The sequence below is a fragment of the Flavobacterium frigidum genome (assembly GCF_048286735.1).
In the GTDB taxonomy this organism is placed as follows: Bacteria; Bacteroidota; Bacteroidia; order Flavobacteriales; family Flavobacteriaceae; genus Flavobacterium.
Genome location: NZ_JBLVPU010000005.1, coordinates 37,091 through 53,253 on the forward strand (window position 1 = coordinate 37,091; position 16,163 = coordinate 53,253).

At 34.1% G+C, this 16,163-nt stretch carries 15 protein-coding genes; 3 read left to right on the forward strand and 12 right to left on the reverse strand.

Annotated elements, in window-relative coordinates:
• The first annotated feature begins 38 nt into the window (after positions 1-38).
• Positions 39-395, forward strand: coding sequence for a hypothetical protein (locus tag ACNQGO_RS04515; protein WP_417947762.1), 357 nt, complete (start codon positions 39-41; stop codon positions 393-395).
• Between the two features lie 194 nt (positions 396-589).
• On the opposite strand, the gene ACNQGO_RS04520 is transcribed toward ACNQGO_RS04515, so the two are convergent.
• Positions 590-3,418, reverse strand: coding sequence for a M16 family metallopeptidase (locus ACNQGO_RS04520; RefSeq protein ID WP_417984403.1), 2,829 nt, complete (start codon positions 3,416-3,418; stop codon positions 590-592).
• Positions 3,419-3,780: 362 nt separating this feature from the next.
• On the opposite strand from ACNQGO_RS04520, the gene ACNQGO_RS04525 reads away from it, so the two are divergent.
• Complete coding sequence (locus tag ACNQGO_RS04525) at positions 3,781-4,386, forward strand: GNAT family N-acetyltransferase (protein ID WP_417947736.1); 606 nt, start codon at positions 3,781-3,783, stop codon at positions 4,384-4,386.
• Between the two features lie 51 nt (positions 4,387-4,437).
• On the opposite strand, the gene ACNQGO_RS04530 is transcribed toward ACNQGO_RS04525, so the two are convergent.
• From ACNQGO_RS04530 to ACNQGO_RS04545, 4 genes are all read right to left on the reverse strand, one after another.
• The gene (locus ACNQGO_RS04530; protein WP_417947734.1) at positions 4,438-4,767 is read right to left on the reverse strand and encodes a hypothetical protein; all 330 of its coding nucleotides are present in this window, start codon (positions 4,765-4,767) and stop codon (positions 4,438-4,440) included.
• A 280-nt stretch (positions 4,768-5,047) separates the two neighbouring features.
• Entirely contained in the window at positions 5,048-5,707 is a 660-nt protein-coding gene (locus tag ACNQGO_RS04535) for a putative periplasmic lipoprotein (RefSeq protein WP_417947732.1), read from the reverse strand.
• Between the two features lie 195 nt (positions 5,708-5,902).
• On the reverse strand, positions 5,903-6,322 hold the full coding sequence (locus tag ACNQGO_RS04540; protein WP_417978995.1) for a hypothetical protein: 420 nt from the start codon (positions 6,320-6,322) through the stop codon (positions 5,903-5,905).
• 236 nt (positions 6,323-6,558) lie between these two features.
• Positions 6,559-7,341: an SIR2 family protein gene (locus ACNQGO_RS04545; protein ID WP_417978996.1), complete on the reverse strand. Its 783-nt coding sequence runs from the start codon at positions 7,339-7,341 to the stop codon at positions 6,559-6,561.
• Positions 7,342-7,763: 422 nt separating this feature from the next.
• Between ACNQGO_RS04545 and ACNQGO_RS04550 the strand changes: the two genes are divergently transcribed.
• Entirely contained in the window at positions 7,764-8,204 is a 441-nt protein-coding gene (locus ACNQGO_RS04550) for a hypothetical protein (protein ID WP_417947641.1), read from the forward strand.
• Between the two features lie 258 nt (positions 8,205-8,462).
• Here the strand turns inward: ACNQGO_RS04550 and ACNQGO_RS04555 are convergent, their stop codons facing one another.
• The 7 genes from ACNQGO_RS04555 to ACNQGO_RS04585 all read right to left on the reverse strand — a co-directional run bounded on the left by ACNQGO_RS04555 (position 8,463) and on the right by ACNQGO_RS04585 (position 15,917).
• Complete coding sequence (locus ACNQGO_RS04555; RefSeq protein WP_417978998.1) at positions 8,463-9,692, reverse strand: peptidylprolyl isomerase; 1,230 nt, start codon at positions 9,690-9,692, stop codon at positions 8,463-8,465.
• A gap of 34 nt (positions 9,693-9,726) precedes the next feature.
• A complete protein-coding gene (locus tag ACNQGO_RS04560) occupies positions 9,727-10,854 on the reverse strand; it encodes a peptidylprolyl isomerase (protein WP_417978999.1) in 1,128 nt (375 codons plus the stop codon).
• 14 nt (positions 10,855-10,868) lie between these two features.
• Complete coding sequence (gene gldI, locus ACNQGO_RS04565; RefSeq protein WP_417979000.1) at positions 10,869-11,528, reverse strand: gliding motility-associated peptidyl-prolyl isomerase GldI; 660 nt, start codon at positions 11,526-11,528, stop codon at positions 10,869-10,871.
• A 4-nt stretch (positions 11,529-11,532) separates the two neighbouring features.
• Entirely contained in the window at positions 11,533-12,537 is a 1,005-nt protein-coding gene (locus ACNQGO_RS04570) for a DHH family phosphoesterase (RefSeq protein ID WP_417979001.1), read from the reverse strand.
• Positions 12,538-12,711: 174 nt separating this feature from the next.
• Positions 12,712-14,187, reverse strand: coding sequence for a rhomboid family intramembrane serine protease (locus ACNQGO_RS04575; RefSeq protein ID WP_417979003.1), 1,476 nt, complete (start codon positions 14,185-14,187; stop codon positions 12,712-12,714).
• A 92-nt stretch (positions 14,188-14,279) separates the two neighbouring features.
• Complete coding sequence (locus ACNQGO_RS04580) at positions 14,280-15,491, reverse strand: chloride channel protein (RefSeq protein ID WP_417947899.1); 1,212 nt, start codon at positions 15,489-15,491, stop codon at positions 14,280-14,282.
• 81 nt (positions 15,492-15,572) lie between these two features.
• Positions 15,573-15,917, reverse strand: a complete 345-nt coding sequence (locus ACNQGO_RS04585) for a Rid family hydrolase (protein ID WP_417979005.1) — start codon at positions 15,915-15,917, stop codon at positions 15,573-15,575.
• Positions 15,918-16,163: the final 246 nt, after the last annotated feature.

Below are 16,163 nucleotides of genomic sequence, written 5' to 3' on the forward strand. Positions count from 1 at the left end.
TTAATTTTTCAATCTTTTAATCTTTTAATTTTTTATTTATGTACGAATTGGTTTTTTGGAAATATCAGGACGGAATTTATCTGAATCATCACTTGGTATACGAGGCCCTTGTGGAGCAAGAAACGGTCGAAGGACTAGAAGAACTTCCTGTTCAGGTTATCTTAAACAGAATCGCCTCGGTATTTTCAAAATGGGAAAAAGTAGACGAAAGCAGTTGGAAAAACACTAACGGAGTAGGTGCATTTCACATCAATACAACGCCACAAAGCATTCAAATAGATTGCTATGGAACCGATGGGAAAACTATGAATCTCCTTGCTGATACTATGGAGGAATTCAAATGTCCGGCATACGACCCACAAGTACCGCAGCGCTATGACGAAATGAGTGAGTAAAATTTCAAGGAGCTTATCCAGCTCTGCGTTTCAATTCTTCCTTAAAAAAAAATATTTTTCTAAATCCTGAAAGGAGCTTCCGTTGGTCGCTCTTTCAGGACAAGAAAAATTATCTTTTTTGCAGTAAGGATTTTTACTTCGATCTGGGCTAGGACTAGCAGTATTTTAAAAGCCTACTCCTGTTTGAAGCTCATTTATTTTACAGCAGATTGATTCAAAAGAATCGGTGCTCCAAAACCTATTTGCTCCAGTTTCTTCAATTGCGTTTCCGCATCGCCTACAATCAAATAAATCATTTTGTTGGCATTCAAATACATTTCAGAAAACTTTTTTAGTTCGTCAATTGTAATTTTCTTCACGATATTTTCCTGCTGTTTCGCGTAATCATTCGAGTAGCTATAATTGTTAATATCGTACAACATTTCCAGTTTAGACGATAGCGTTTCAAAGGCTCTTGCATTACTTTTTATCAAATAGCCTTTTGTTACTTCCAGATCGGTATCGTTGAAATTTTTACCGTATTGCATTAAAATATCTTTGATTAAATTCACTGATTCAAAGGTTACGTTAGATCGTACACCACTTGCAATCGTAAACGGACCTTTATTTCTAGAACCACTAAACGAAGAGCTAATGCCATAGGTATAGCCTTTTCCTTCGCGCAATTGTTGCGTCAATTGGGATGCGAAACTACCACCTCCCAAACGGTAATTCAAGATTTGCGCTGGATAAAAATCGGGATCTATTGCCGCAAGAGCAGGGTAACCAATACGAATTACAGATTGCTTGGCACCAGGAACATCATAAAAATAAATTTTAGATGCTGTAACGGTGTTTGCAGAAACAACTGCTGGAATAGTCACTTTTTTTGCTTCCCAATTTTTATTCAGAGTAACCAATGAATTACTAACGTCGGTTTTGCTAATGGCTCCAACAATTTGAAAATTAGTAACGGACGGAGCCATGTTTTGAGTGTAGTATTTTTTTAGATCATCCAATGTGATGCTGTTTACGGAGTTTTCGGTACCAATGCGGTTGTTGGCTAAAATGGAACCCGTTCCGTAAATTAATTTCTTGTATTCGTTTCGAGCAATACTATTGGGATCTGCTTTTTGTTGTAGAATTTGGCTTAGCGTACTTTGTTTGATCAAATCAAATTCTTTTGCGTCCCAGCGAGGCTGCAGCAGTATTTCTTGAACAAGTCCCATGGTAGCATTGTAATTTTTAGCCAATGTATTAACCGAAATGAAGATCGATTCATCGGTAGCGTATGCTCGGATGGTAGCACCTAGACTTTCAATGGCATTTTCTAATTGCTCCGGAGTTTTATTCTTGGTTCCTTTTGTCATCAAATCGGCTAGCATATTCGAAACGCCAATTTTATCGGCGCTTTCAAGTAACATTGCGCCTTTTATTTGCACTTGAAACTGCACTAGTGGCACTTCACGATTGTCAATACCCAATACGCTGATTCCAGAGGATAACTTATTTTTCCATACCATTGGTAATTTTACATCTGGACTCTGGCCATACGCAGGTTCTACGCTACGATCAAATGTAGAAGGTGTTTTTTTGTAGGTAGCTGCGATGCTGGCATCAAAAGTATCCTCTTTTCCTTCGATTATTTTTTCTTCGACTACGGCAGCAACTGTCGAACCCTCTAAAATTAAATTGGCTTGTCCTTTTGGGACAAAACTAGTGGCTACATAATTTTTCCCTTTAATGTATTTTTCATATACCCGCATAACATCCTGCGTAGTTACAGCAAGAATATTCTTTACATCTTGGTTGATGTATTCAGGGGTTCCTGCAAAAATCTCGTACTGTGCCAGTTGAAAACCTTTTCCTAAAACACTCGATAAATTAGTATAAAAAGCAGTTTCTTGTCCGGCTTTGATTCGGTCTAAATCTTGTTGTGAAATCCCTTCGGCTTCAAAGTTTTTGAAAGCTTCATTGATGCCGTTCATGACATCATTTAAATTTGTTTTCTGGAAAGCCGTCACGCTGAGCATATATTGACCCGCTATTTCTGAATTGTATTGAAACAAATCAGCCGCATCAGTCACTTTCTTATCTTCAACTAAGGTTTTATACAAAGGCGCTTTTTTACCTTTCGAAAGATAATTAGCCAGCACTTCTAGTGCATAACTGTCTGGATGGTATTCGTAAACCGAAGGCCAAGTTAGTGTGAGCTGCGGCAACTTGGCAAAATTATCTTCATAATATAGTTTTTTTGTTTCGGTTAATTGTACGGGTTGTTTTTCCATTTTAGGAATCGCTTCGCCACGTTTTATTTCTCCAAAGTATTTTTCGACCCACGCTTTGGTTTGTTTCACATCAAAATCTCCGGCAATAGTTAATGTAACATTATTAGGCACATACCAGCGGTTGTAAAAATTTTTAACATCGTCTAGCGTAGCATTTTGCAAATCTTCAAGTGAACCAATTACATCCCAATTGTACGGATGCGTACCAGGGTATAAATTTTTTGAAATTACTGAAAAATTGTGACCGTAGGGTCTGTTATCGTAACTCTGTCTTTTTTCGTTTTTAACGACTTGTTTTTCTTTAGCCAAAACAGGTTCAGTCACTGTATTGATGAAATATCCTAATTTGTCTGCTTCGGCCCAAATCATTTTTTCCAAAGCATCTTTGGGAACAGTTTGAAAATAATTCGTTCGATCTCGGCTTGTAGAACCATTAGCTCCTTCGCCACCAATACGCGCACTCATTTTATCTAAGCCACCTTTTCCTAAATTTTCGGATTCCAAAAAGAGTAAATGCTCAAACAAATGTGCAAAACCCGTTCGTCCTACTTTTTCTCTCGCTGAGCCTACGTGACTTGTTAAGGCAACGGCAACAACGGGATCAGAACGGTCGATGTGCAAGATAACTTGCAAGCCGTTATCTAAAGTAAATTTCTCGTAAGCTACTTTAAATTCGGTCGAATTTTTATTTTGTGAGTAGGAGAAAATTGTGCTAAAAAGTAGTAAATAAAATAAAAATGTTGGGATTGGTTTCATTTTTTAAAATTTCGTTCAAGGTAGTTTTCAACGCTAAGAAGATGTTCTTGCTTTTGACTTTAAAAGTAAGAAAAAATTTTAGAATAAAGAAGGAGCTGCGGTTCTGTTTGAGGTAAACACTTGTATAAGTTCAAAATTATAGTTGTCTAAAACTATTACTATTAAAAAAAAATCAGTTTAAAACAATCTGAATAGCTTGATTTTTAATGCTAAAATTGCAATTGAATTTTATTTTATTTTTTTTATTTCAAAATAAATAGGATTGCGCAGTAATTTTTAAAAAGCCAAAAAGAAATTAATTTGGATTGCGATCGAATTAAGATTTACATTTGAACGTATTGCTATCATAAAAATTAAATGCTATGAATTCGAATTTTGATTTTTCTCAATCCTTAGTTTTAGAGGATGAAAGGGTGTTGCTCCGACCGCTACAAGAAACGGATGTGGAGCACTTATTGGAGATTTCGATTAACGAACCCGAGACTTGGAAGTATTCTTTGGTGCGCGCCAATGGTAGAGAAAATCTGGAGCACTACATACATCTTGCTTTGAAAGCGCGCAACAACAAAACCGAATTTCCGTTTATTGTATTCGACAAAAAATCGGGGAAGTATGCGGGAAGTACTCGTTTTTATGATATGAATTTAGATTTCAAAACAATACAACTGGGCTACACCTGGTACGGCAGTGCTTTTAGAGGAACGGGATTAAACAAGCATTGCAAATTTTTGCTTTTGCAATATGCTTTTGAAACTTTAGAAGTAGAACGTGTAGAATTTCGTGCAGACAATAACAATAAACGAAGTATTGCGGCGATGAAAAGTATCGGCTGCAAAGTAGAAGGTATCTTGCGCAGTAATATGCCCACAGCGGATGGTGACGAACGTCGCGACAGCATTATTCTAAGTATTTTAAGATCAGAGTGGTTTGAAGCCGTAAAAGCAAATTTGAAAATGCAGTTGTATTGAAAAATTTTTAGTCAAAGGGATTTAACAGTATTGATATTAAATCCTTGTAGATCAGCAACAATAGTGATGGATTATATCATTTAATTTTTTCGAATCATTTTCGTCAATAGTACTAAGGTCAAAAGCAAAGCTGTTGCCATCATTTTTATAAATGGTCAAAAGATTGTTTTCTAATTTGGTACTTTCAATGGTTTTGAACGCAATTGATTTTCCTGAGAAGGAGTTTATGCGAAGGAACATTCCTTTTTCATTCCATTGCAGATAATTTTTATACCAGAAAGTTCTAGAGAAAAACAAGGCTTGTGATGCGAAGCCAATAGCACGAATTCTTCTATTTATGATGGGGTTTTCAAATGGAATAAGTTCAAAACTACCAACCACAAGACCAATTAACGATTATACAATTAGCGAAGTTAAAAACCAGTTGGCTTGTATGTTATCGAATTTTATTTTTTTCATTTTCGTTGTTTTTAAAAAAAGTGTATTGTATATCTAAATTGAAGACGATGCAGTAGGTTTTATTTAAACATAGGTTCGTTTTATTGTCCCTCAGAGGTTCACAGCGGATTAATTACTAATAAAGGTAAAAATTAACTATACCGTGAATTTATTACAAAATTTGCAAACTTACCAAACGCCTTGTAGCAGATAGCCAAAATATTTAGTTTTGTAATCTCCATTCATTATTCTGTAAATCGTCAAATCCTATTACTCCTTTATTTTGTTCAAAGTATATATTTTTTAAACTTGGTAATTGCCAATTCGGATTTGGAAATGGATTTGGAGTTATTTCAATTTTTCTAACTTTTGTATAGGTTATTCCGTTTATTGATAAATTTATTAAAGATTCTGAATAGTCTAAAAATGTATTTTGAATACCAGTTGAAAATGGAATTAATCCAATATTTGTTATAAATTTTGAATCTTGTGAAATAACAGTTGGATTTGTTTGGTAAGTTTTTGGCCATCTTTTCAAACTCAAATAAAATGAACTACTACAACAAAAATCACCATCTGCCAATAAGGTTGATTGCATTTCAATTCTTTGTTCGTCATAGTAGAAATATTTATAGGAGCCATTTACAAAATCTGTTTTGCTTTCAAGTTGCTTTTCGGTATTGTTTTTCAAAATTTTGAATTTCAATTCACCATTGTTTTGGTTTTTAAAGATCAGTATTTTTCCAACTTCTGCTGAGTTAATAAATTTATCATTATCAACTTGTAAAAACTGAAAGTAAGGAAGACCGTCTCCAACTCCGGTTTTGTCGCTAGAGCAACTTAAATTTACAATTAGTACAAATAATAAAATTAACTTTTTCATAGTTTTCTTTTTAACGTTATTTTATTAAACTGGTAACATACCCTTAATTCAGAGGGTTTGGGACTAGATTAAACCTTATTTTCAAATATGCCACTAGTGCGATAGCGAATAGGCAAAGCAAATCTCCCAAATACAAAACCAACTTCAAATTAAGCCAAATCCCGCCATATTGCCAAACGGCGGATTGCGGATGTCTTACTTACTAATTGTTATTTCAAAACTATTTGGAAAATTTTCTTTTTTTACGAAAAGCAATGAAATAAATGGAATAAAAATTAAAGGCAATATTACTTTTTTCGCAATAATTAATTGAATAATTAAACCTGTAATTGCAATTCCTATAATAATTCCCAAACCTAATTTATAAGTAACACTTGCATTAATAGTTATAGTTATGTCTTGGGCATATTTTATATTTATCTCTTTTACAATACTTGTATTTTCATTTTTAATCTGAATAATATTTCTCCCGCTTTCTGCAATAAATATTTGTCTGTTATTTACATAGTCAAGTTCAGCTTTAGATTCATTATTAATGAGTATTTCGTACTTATTACTTTTATTATAAATCCCAGTACTTTTAGACATTCTTACTATAATTTTACTTTCTGACATTTTTACAATATTTAGGGTTTATTATTTTTTTTGAATAGTTTCTTTATTTCACATTGTTTTTTAATTAACGAATTTTCCTCAGACATAGGCACAACGTTCCCATGCTAGAGCTCGTGGCGGCTTGGGAACCGAGTTTTCTCCAGTAAGAGAAAACGAATTTAGGAAAAAAGAACGAACAATTTACCGAAAACCTAGCCATGAGTTTTAGCATGTGTTGTGCGGAGTTCTAATGGATATTAATATCTTGAAGGATTATAGCAAGAAATTTTAATATTTCTATTAGTTTCTTGTAATAATAATTGCACTCTATTAAAAACCTTTTTATGTTCTGGATTAATTATAACGATTTCTTGTAAATTCTCATTTTTTAAACTTACAAATATAGTTTGATTTAATTCTGCATCTAATGGATCTAGCGAAATGCCATATAGAATCATTTGATTTGATTTTTTTAAAATGCTAAGTAGAATTGCTTGATTTACCCCGTGTTCGTTATCTTCTTCAACACTTCGATAGTTTTCACATGTAATTTCTGAAGGAAGATACAAACTATTCGGTTTTTCAATGGAACCATGTAAATGCAAAATATTTATCGTTTTCCCATGTTCAACTTTCTTTGCGAATTGATTTATTGCTTCTCCTACGACTGTATCCCAATTTGTAGAAATTACTGCAAATTCATTTTCGTCTTTAAAGATAAAATTTATTAAAAGCGCTTCAAAATGACTTCTAACTTTTAGTTCTTGATTTTGTTGAGCAAGATTTAGTTGCTTTACAATTTCATGTTTTAATTCCGTAACTTTTCTTTTAGCACTTTCGAGAGCATCTTTTGTATTATCAGCAAATTTTGACGCGGAGTAAAACCTTAGTAGATAAACTAATCTAGTAAATTGAAAATTTGCACTATCAGCGTCGTCAATCGAAGACTCAAAAACATTTTGAAATGATTTGTAAATTGGTAGCCAAGCATTTTCTACAGCTCCAGCTCCAACAATAAGTACAACTTTTTTTTGATTCATGGCGTTCTTGTGACTACGGTTTTGAACAGAATTTCGCACAACTAGTTTATCAACGAAATAAACTTTCGCCAATAAACCTAATAATAGTTAGTAAGCGAAGATTTATGTTGTTTTAATTATTTCAAATGTATTAAAATTTTCTTACAAAGTTACCAGATTTATAGTGGTACTATGATTTAAAATTCAATTCATAGAATTTCATTGAAGGTGAAGCTTTTATTGTGGTTTAGTCCGTAACAAATTAGTTTTGCTAGTACAGTTCTAGTTTGAATTAATTTTTACTATCGAAAAGTAACCGACTTTGTAAAAATCTTTCCGAACTTTGCAAGCCAAGATGGGTACTGTATGCGATTCCACATTTGGCGAAAGCGCAATGCAACAACTAATTGGTAGCAATAATAATTAAAACATAAACAACCACAATGAAAATAAATCCAAAAATCGGAATTGAGAAACTCATTTTCGGAATGAAACAAAATGATGTAACGGCGCTTTATGGAAAGCCGGATCGCAATTATAAGGACGAAGATGACAACGTTATTTTTGCGTACAATAAACTAAAAATGCGTTTGACTTTCTATGTAGAGGAGGAGTTTAAACTGGGGTATATCGTTGCTTCAAGCTCTGAACTGGAGTTGTTTGGCAACAAAATTATCAACAGAAAAATTAGTGATGTAAAGAAAGATTTGGCTGCTAAAGCCATAACTAAATTCACTCAGGAAGAATTTGATACGTTTGAAAACTATTTCAATGAAGAAAATTGGATAATTTTTCAAACGGAATTTGATGAGGTGGTGAAATTTGAAATTGGTGCTATTATCAATCAAAAAGACGAATTTGACTGGAAATTCGGGAAGAAATAATTTATTTTCTCAATTAAATTCACAAGTTTATTTGTTATTCCTGCGAAGGAGGAATAGCCACAAGTGGAGTATTCAAGTTGTCGAGATTCTTCCTTCGTCAGAATGACAAATTTGGACGTGGTCTAGCATTAAATTTCAGTGTGGTGTAGATTAATGACAACTTGATGTTGAATCAACGAGAAAATATTTTTTATATCAAACAAAAAACCCGACAGATTTCAAAATCTGTCGGGTTTTTTATAATCTACTTTTTAAACTTTATTGTTTCGGGGCAGGTTGCTTTTCTAGCATTTCCAATTCAAAAATAAGCATTGTATTTGGCGGAATTACACCACCTGCACCTCTTTCTCCGTAAGCAAGATTGGCCGGAATAAAAACGATTGCTTTATCACCAAATCCCATATTGTCTAGTCCTTCAATAAATCCAGGAATCATTCCGTCTTTTTTACCCGCTTCAAATGGGAAGCATTGGTATCCGTTTTGTGCTGCGCGATTGGCATCGAATTTTCCGTATGCTTTGTTCACGTCTTCATAACTACTATCAAATAGGGTTCCGTCTTCAAAATAACCAGCATAATTGAAATAGAAGGTTGCGCCTCTAGGCGGTTTCACGCCTGTTCCTTTCTGTGTTATGGTGTACATTAATCCTGATGGAGTAGTGGTTGCAGTTGTTTTTGCGGTGGCTAAATATGCTTTTTTTGCATCGATTACTGGACCATATTTTTCTGTATATACTCGTTTAGCGTCTGCCATTAGCGCAGCTTGTTTGGCTTTATTCTCCGCATTGATGATGTCCTGTTTCTTTTGGTCCTCGGATTTATAATTGAAATAGTCCGTGAACACTTTTGGGGCATCAAATTTTTTGGCTAAAGCGCCTTTTCTTTCAATAGTTACCTTGGTAATAACATCATTTGCGGCAATTGTATTCACCACATTCATTCCTTCTGTAACATGACCAAAAACAGTGTGTTTTCCGTCTAACCAAGAAGTTTCTTTGTGCGTGATAAAAAACTGACTTCCATTAGTGCCTGGTCCAGAGTTAGCCATAGATAAAATTCCGGCTTTGTTGTGTTTTAAGTCTGTGAATTCATCTTTAAATGAATAACCAGGTCCTCCAGAACCGTTTCCAACAGGATCTCCACCTTGAATCATGAAATCTTTGATAACACGGTGAAATTTTAAACCATCAAAAAATGGTTTTCCTTTCAGATTTTCTTGCGTTACAAAAGTATTTTTACCTTCTGCTAAAGCGATAAAATTTGCTACTGTTACAGGTGTTTTTTTGTATTCTAATTCCAATACAATATTCCCTTTGTTAGTGGCAATGGTAGCAAAAATTCCTTCTATTACTGCAGGTGTTTTCACCGCTGGTTTAGACGTTGCTTTTACAGTTGTAGCCGTTTTTTTTACTGGCGTCCCTTTTTTTGTAGTTTGAGAATGCAAGTTGAACATTCCCAGAAATAATAAAAACAGAATTTTAGATTTCATTTTGAGTTGTATTTAGATATCACTTTTTATGCTACTATTGTTGTGGCATTGTTTCCAATAATTCGATTTCGAAAATGATGTTGGCGTTGGGAGGAATAACTCCTCCAGCTCCAGCAGCACCATATCCTAAATTAGAAGGAATAAAAATTACAGCTTTATCGCCAAAAGACAATTGCTCTAGTCCTTCGATGAAACCAGGAATCATGCCATCTTTTCTTCCTGCTTGAAATGGGATAGGTTGATATCCGTTTTGAGCCGCTCTATTTTCGTCGTATTTTCCAAATGTTTTAGCAACACTTTCGATACTAGCATCAAATAATTCTCCGTCTTCAAGAAAACCAGCGTAGTGTATGAAAACATTTGCGCCATTTGCGGGCTTCTTGCCACCACTTTTCTTAATGATTGTGTATTGCAATCCAGTTGGTGTTTTAGTAGCTTTGGCTTTTAGAGTGGCAAAATAGGCGATTTTATTTTCGCGAACTTCTTTATATTTTGCGTCGTATACTTTTTTATTTTCAGCGTCAATAGCTTCCTTTTTCTTTTGGTTTTCTGATTCTACTGCAAAATAATCTGTGAATGTTTTTACTGCATTGAACTTTTTAGCCGCTTCTCCATTTCGGATAATTGTCACTTTATTGATGTAATCATTTTGAACAATAGTATTTACTACATCCATTCCTTTCTCCACTACATGACCAAAAATGGTATGCTTTCCTTCTAACCAAGGCGTTGCAACATGTGTAATAAAAAATTGGCTGCTGTTGGTAGTCGGTCCGTTATTGGCCATAGCCAAAACTCCGCCTTTGTCAAATTTTAAATCGGAGAATTCATCTTTAAACTTATAACCGGTATCGCCAGAGCCTGTTCCTAGCGGATCTCCGGTCTGAATCATAAATTCTGGAATCACTCTATGAAATTTTAATCCGTCAAAAAAGGGTTTGTCTTTTAGGTTTTCATTCGTTACAAATTGATTTTTCCCTTCGGCTAATGCCACATAATTGGCAACTGTGATGGGTGCTTTTTCGAAATCTAATTGTACAATAATTTCCCCTTTGTTAGTTTCTATTTTTGCATACAAACCATCAGGAAGATTGTTGTGTTCTTCTTTACAAGAGTATAAAGAAGCAATAACTAGGAATGCGAATAGGATGTTTTTTTTCATTTCTTACTTTAATTTTATTGAGTTATGGTGTCTTTAGGCGCAACAACAGCTGGGGCTTCAGTCTTAACGGGTGGTTTTGCTATTGGTACTTTTAGTTTTAATTCACTTTCTTTTTTGTACAAAATTTCCGATTTGAAATCGCGTAATGTGACAATACAAATTAAGGGTTGGTTCGTGCCAATTTTTTTATCGTCACCATGATAACCATATCCCATATTTGATGGAAAAAGGAAACGCACTTTTTCATTTTTGCGCATTAATTTGATACCATCGCGCAATCCCATCATGATATTTTGCTTATCAACATAATAGATTTGTGGTCTTAATTCTAATTCAGAGTAGATCACATTACCTTTTAAATCTTTGATTTCGTAATCAAAAAAGGCAGCATCTCCTTTTTTGGGAGTTAGAGAATCCAATGTATTTTTGGTTTCGTACGTGTACCAATATCCTTTTTTGGAAGCAATATATGTTACTTTTGGATCTTTTTTGATTAGTGCCTCAATATCCGTTTCTTCGTTGGCTACGAGTTTTTTGTTGCGTGCAATAGATTTTTTCATAAAGCTGCCCGAAGTATGTGACAGTGGCTTTCTAGCATCTTGATGCTGTTTACAACCTATGATAAAAATGGATAATACACATCCAAACACAATCAACTTACTACATTTTGACATGTTTTTATATTGTTAGTTTTGTTACTAAATCTTCAAATTTACGTATTGTTTCTTCCATCGATACTTCTGATTTTCCGCCTGCTGCATTGCGATGGCCACCACCACTGAAATGATCTCTTGCAAATTGATTGACATCAAAGTCGCCTTGGGAACGAAACGAAATCTTGATAATTTTTTCTTCTTTATTTTCAATAAATATAGCAGTAAAAACGATTCCTTTTATACTTAGTCCGTAGTTTACTATTCCTTCGGTGTCTCCTTTTACGTAATCAAATGAGTTCAATTCATCTTGTGTAAGGGTGGTGTACGCCGTGTGATGGGCTGTAAAGACTTTCATGTTCTGGAGTGCTCTACCCAATAGTTGTAATCTACCGTAAGAACTATTATCAAATAATAAAGTTGGGATCTCGGTATTTTCGACACCTAAATCTATTAATTCTGCAATAATTCTGTGTGTTGTTCCTGTTGTCTTTGGAAAACGAAAAGAACCTGAATCGGTGAGAATTCCGGTATAAATACAGGTTCCAATAGTTTTGTCGATATCTCCTTTTTTTCCAAGAAGAGAAATGAAATTGTAAATCATTTCGCAAGTTGAACCAAAACTAGTATCAGAATAAGTGAATGTAGCATAATCATCTGGTTTTTGATGATGATCGATCATTATAAATGGCGCTTTTAGGGTCGCCAATAGTTGTTCCATTTCCCCAGTTCGGTGCAATGCATTAAAATCTAAGGTGTAAATGATTTCGGCATCTTCTAGTATTTTAGTACAATTTTCTTTGTCTTTTTCGTATATTTTAACGTTCTCTGATCCTGGCATCCACGCTAGGAAATCAGGGAATTCGTTCGGAGAAACTACCACAGGATGATGGTTGTTTTTTATTAAAAAATGGTATAATCCTAAAGTAGAACCCATGGCGTCTCCGTCTGGACCTCTGTGTGGGATTATGGCAATTTTTTTCGGTGTTGCTAATAACTGCTGAATCTCGTGAATGTCTTGTGTTTTCATAAGTTGCGAAATTACATTTTTTTAATGTAATGTTGAAATCATTAACAGGAATTTCACGGTTTTTGAAGGTCTTATCTTTTGTTTAATTTAATTTTTGAATGTAAATAAAGCCAACAAATAACTAGAATGAAAAAGAATAGCTTAAATTTTTGAAATTAAAATCAAGCCGATAAACTATTTTGATGAGTCACTTTTGATTTTAGTAATAATTTGATTTATCTCGTTATCTAATTCATCCATGATTTTATCATACTGATCTGTATTCTCATTTAATTTTTTGTAACCAAGTTCATAGTATTCTTTGCGCAGTTCGCAGTATTCTATTAAGTTATCGTTTTGTTTGTGTACGGCTTCAGGAAGATATAGTTTATCCAGTTTTTCTAATAAAATTATATTTTCGTCCCAATAATAAATACCGCGGTCTTTAATAGAAGTGAGCTTATTTTCCTTGCTGTCTCCATAAAAAGTATTGAAAGATTCCAAAGCCATTTTTTCCATTTCTACAAAATCTTGCATTCCTTCTTGATATTCTATAATTTGATAAATAAACGTTTTGGAGTTTTTGCTAATCGTAAAAAAAATAACGGATATCAGTAATGTAGTTGCTGTAACTACTGAAATTCCCGCTTTTCGATTTTTAATTAATAATGCTACTATTAAACCAAATAATACTCCTGATGCTAATCCTCCAATGTGTGCTGCTGCATCAATACCCTCTTTGAAACTCGAAGCAATATTTAAACCAATCAAAGTTCCTATTGTTATCAAAAGTGAGCTTTTAGCTTTTTTGTCAATAGTATTGAGCACGACAGAAACCAATAAAATGCCGTACATACCAAAAATAGCTCCCGATGCACCAGCACTTACAATATTACTGTTCCAATACAAGCTAGTCAAACTCGCTGTTAAACCACAAAAAAGATAGGTCAGTAAAAAATCTCTTTTTTTTAGGTAAGATTCTAATAATAAACCAACATAGGCAAGCGCATAACAATTCATAAGTAAATGAAAAATTCCGATATGAACAAAGCAAGCAGAGAGCAAGCGCCACCATCCATTTTCGATAGTTAAAGGACCATAATTTCCGCCCCAATCAATAATATCCTGTGTAGTTGGTACAAAGATATTAACGCCAGAAAAAATCATGATTAGAAAAATAAAAATATTGATGTTGATGAGAATCGGTGTGATGAAATAGTCTTTTGTAGGAATGAATAAGGAGAAGAAAGAATAAAACTGAGTAATTTTTTTCGCATCAGCTAATTCTGAAACGGGAAAGGTTTTTTCAGAATGAATAGCTTTTACTAGGGTTTCTTCGTCTAAAGTAAGAATGGAATCTTGCTGTTTTATTGCATAAAATATATTTAAAAAGGAATCTATATTTTTCTGATTTCTACCACGATCATAAAGTTGATTTCCATTGCTAAAGCTTGTATTTAGCGGGTCATGATCTTCAAGAGTAATAGTAATAGTCTCGTTCCAAGTATAAGGATTGCTAACGGTTTGGGCTTTTAATCCGTTTTCGTCAAGTTGGGTTAGAGTCCAGTTAAGTTTTTTTAGTGCTTCAACGGACACAAAAATAAGTTGTAATCTAGATAAGTTATTCAGCGGAACGTATTGTGAAGAAGTAGCAGGATTTCCAAAAGACATTTTTATGAGATTTAATTAATATTGTGCTAAGAACAATACTACAAAAAAATAAATTAAAAAAAGGAAATTCTATTTTATAAAAATCTATTTTTTCATTTTTTAATTTTTTGATACAAATGAAATTTTGCGCCTTTTACTATTTGAGCATTGTAAATTCCTACTGAACCAGAAGCAAAATAGGCGGTGTAGCAAGCAATACCAACAAAAATTCCACTTTCGATCCCAAAAAGCTCTATTCCCATCACGGTACAAGCAATTGGAGTGTGCGTTGCTCCTGCAAAAACAGCGACAAATCCCATTCCAGCCAAAAGTGCTATGGGTAACGGAACTACCAGTGATAATGCACTTCCCAGTGTAGCGCCTATAAAAAACAATGGCGTTACTTCGCCACCTTTAAATCCTGCTCCGAGTGTGAATCCTGTAAATAGTATCTTTAGAAGAAAATCATACGCCGTATTTGGGTTAGAAAAAGAATCCACAATCACGGGAATTCCTAAACCATTGTACTTTGTTGTACCAATAAAATAGATGGCTATTGCCAATAAAATTCCGCCAGCGAAAGGTCGAAGCGGAGGATAGGAAATGTTTTTTGAAAATAGCTTACTCCAAAAATGAGTACTCATAGAAAATAACATGGCGGTTAAACCAAAAAGAATACCCACTCCAATTATCCAAAATAAAGTTGTAAAATTCATTTCTGGTAGTATTGGAATGCTGTAAGGGGTATGTTTTATGTTCCAAAATTCAACTGTGAAATAAGCAATATAAGCGATCAAAAAAGATAAAGGAATACTCTTGCAGCTGATTTTGCTAAAAAAAAGTACTTCTAGAGCAAACAAAGCGCCCGCTAATGGAGTGCCAAAAACGGAAGCGAAACCAGCACTGATGCCAAGAATGAGAATTGTTTTCCTTTCCGAAGCATTCAGTTTGAAAACATTTGTAAATTGATCGGCAATTGTGCCACCCATTTGCACAGCTGTTCCTTCTCGTCCCGCCGAACCGCCAAAAAGATGTGTGATTAGGGTGCCGAAAAGTACCAACGGAGCCATTGTTAAAGAAATCTTTTTTTGCGGATTTTCGTATTCTTCCAGCAACAAATTGTTGCCTTTTGCTACATCTTTGCCCCCGTAATAATAACCGTAACCAATGAGTAAGCCACCTATTGGTAAAAGCCAAATCAGCCAATTATTATGTTCTCTGCAGTTTGTAACCCAATCCAGTGCTATTAAAAAAAAGGCAGATGCGGAACCAGTTGTTATGCCTATTAAAACACTAATGAGGATCCATTTGAGGGTGACAAGCATTATTTTTGTAACGTTTTCTATGTTCATTACTTTAATGAAAAGGGAGTTTATGCAAAAGTATAAAAATCCTTTGTAGATAAATTATTTTTCAGAAATGACTGCTGTAAATTCAATTTCAACCAGATATTCAGGCCCTACAAGTTGATTGATACCGTAGAAACCTGTAGTTGCTTTTATGTCTTTGAAAAATTGTGAATGTGCTGCAGCAACAGCCTCACATGTATTGATATTTGTTGTGAATATTCGCGTTCGAATAACGTCTTTTATACTTGCATCAAGATCTTCCAAAACTTTTTCGACGCGTTCTAAAATATTTAGTGTTTGGGCATAAGCATCATCAGCTTTCACTTTTTCACCGTCTACAATTGCTGCAGTTCTTGATATTTTAATAATGTTTCCAATGCGCACTGCACGGCAATATCCCATTTTGTCTTCTTAAGGCAAACCTGTTACTATGTTTTTTCTTTTCATTATTTGTGGTTTTAAAAAGTGTTCAGCAAAAAATATATTTTGGCTGTGGCATACTATTTGCAAGTTAGAAGAAAAGTAAAATAAAAACATCAATTTTAGATTAAAATAAAATAAAACCGAGAGGATTATTTAGCTGATTAGCTTAATAAAATATAATATTTTGGGCATTTGAGAGTTATAAATGAAAGTTAAATTGTTGCT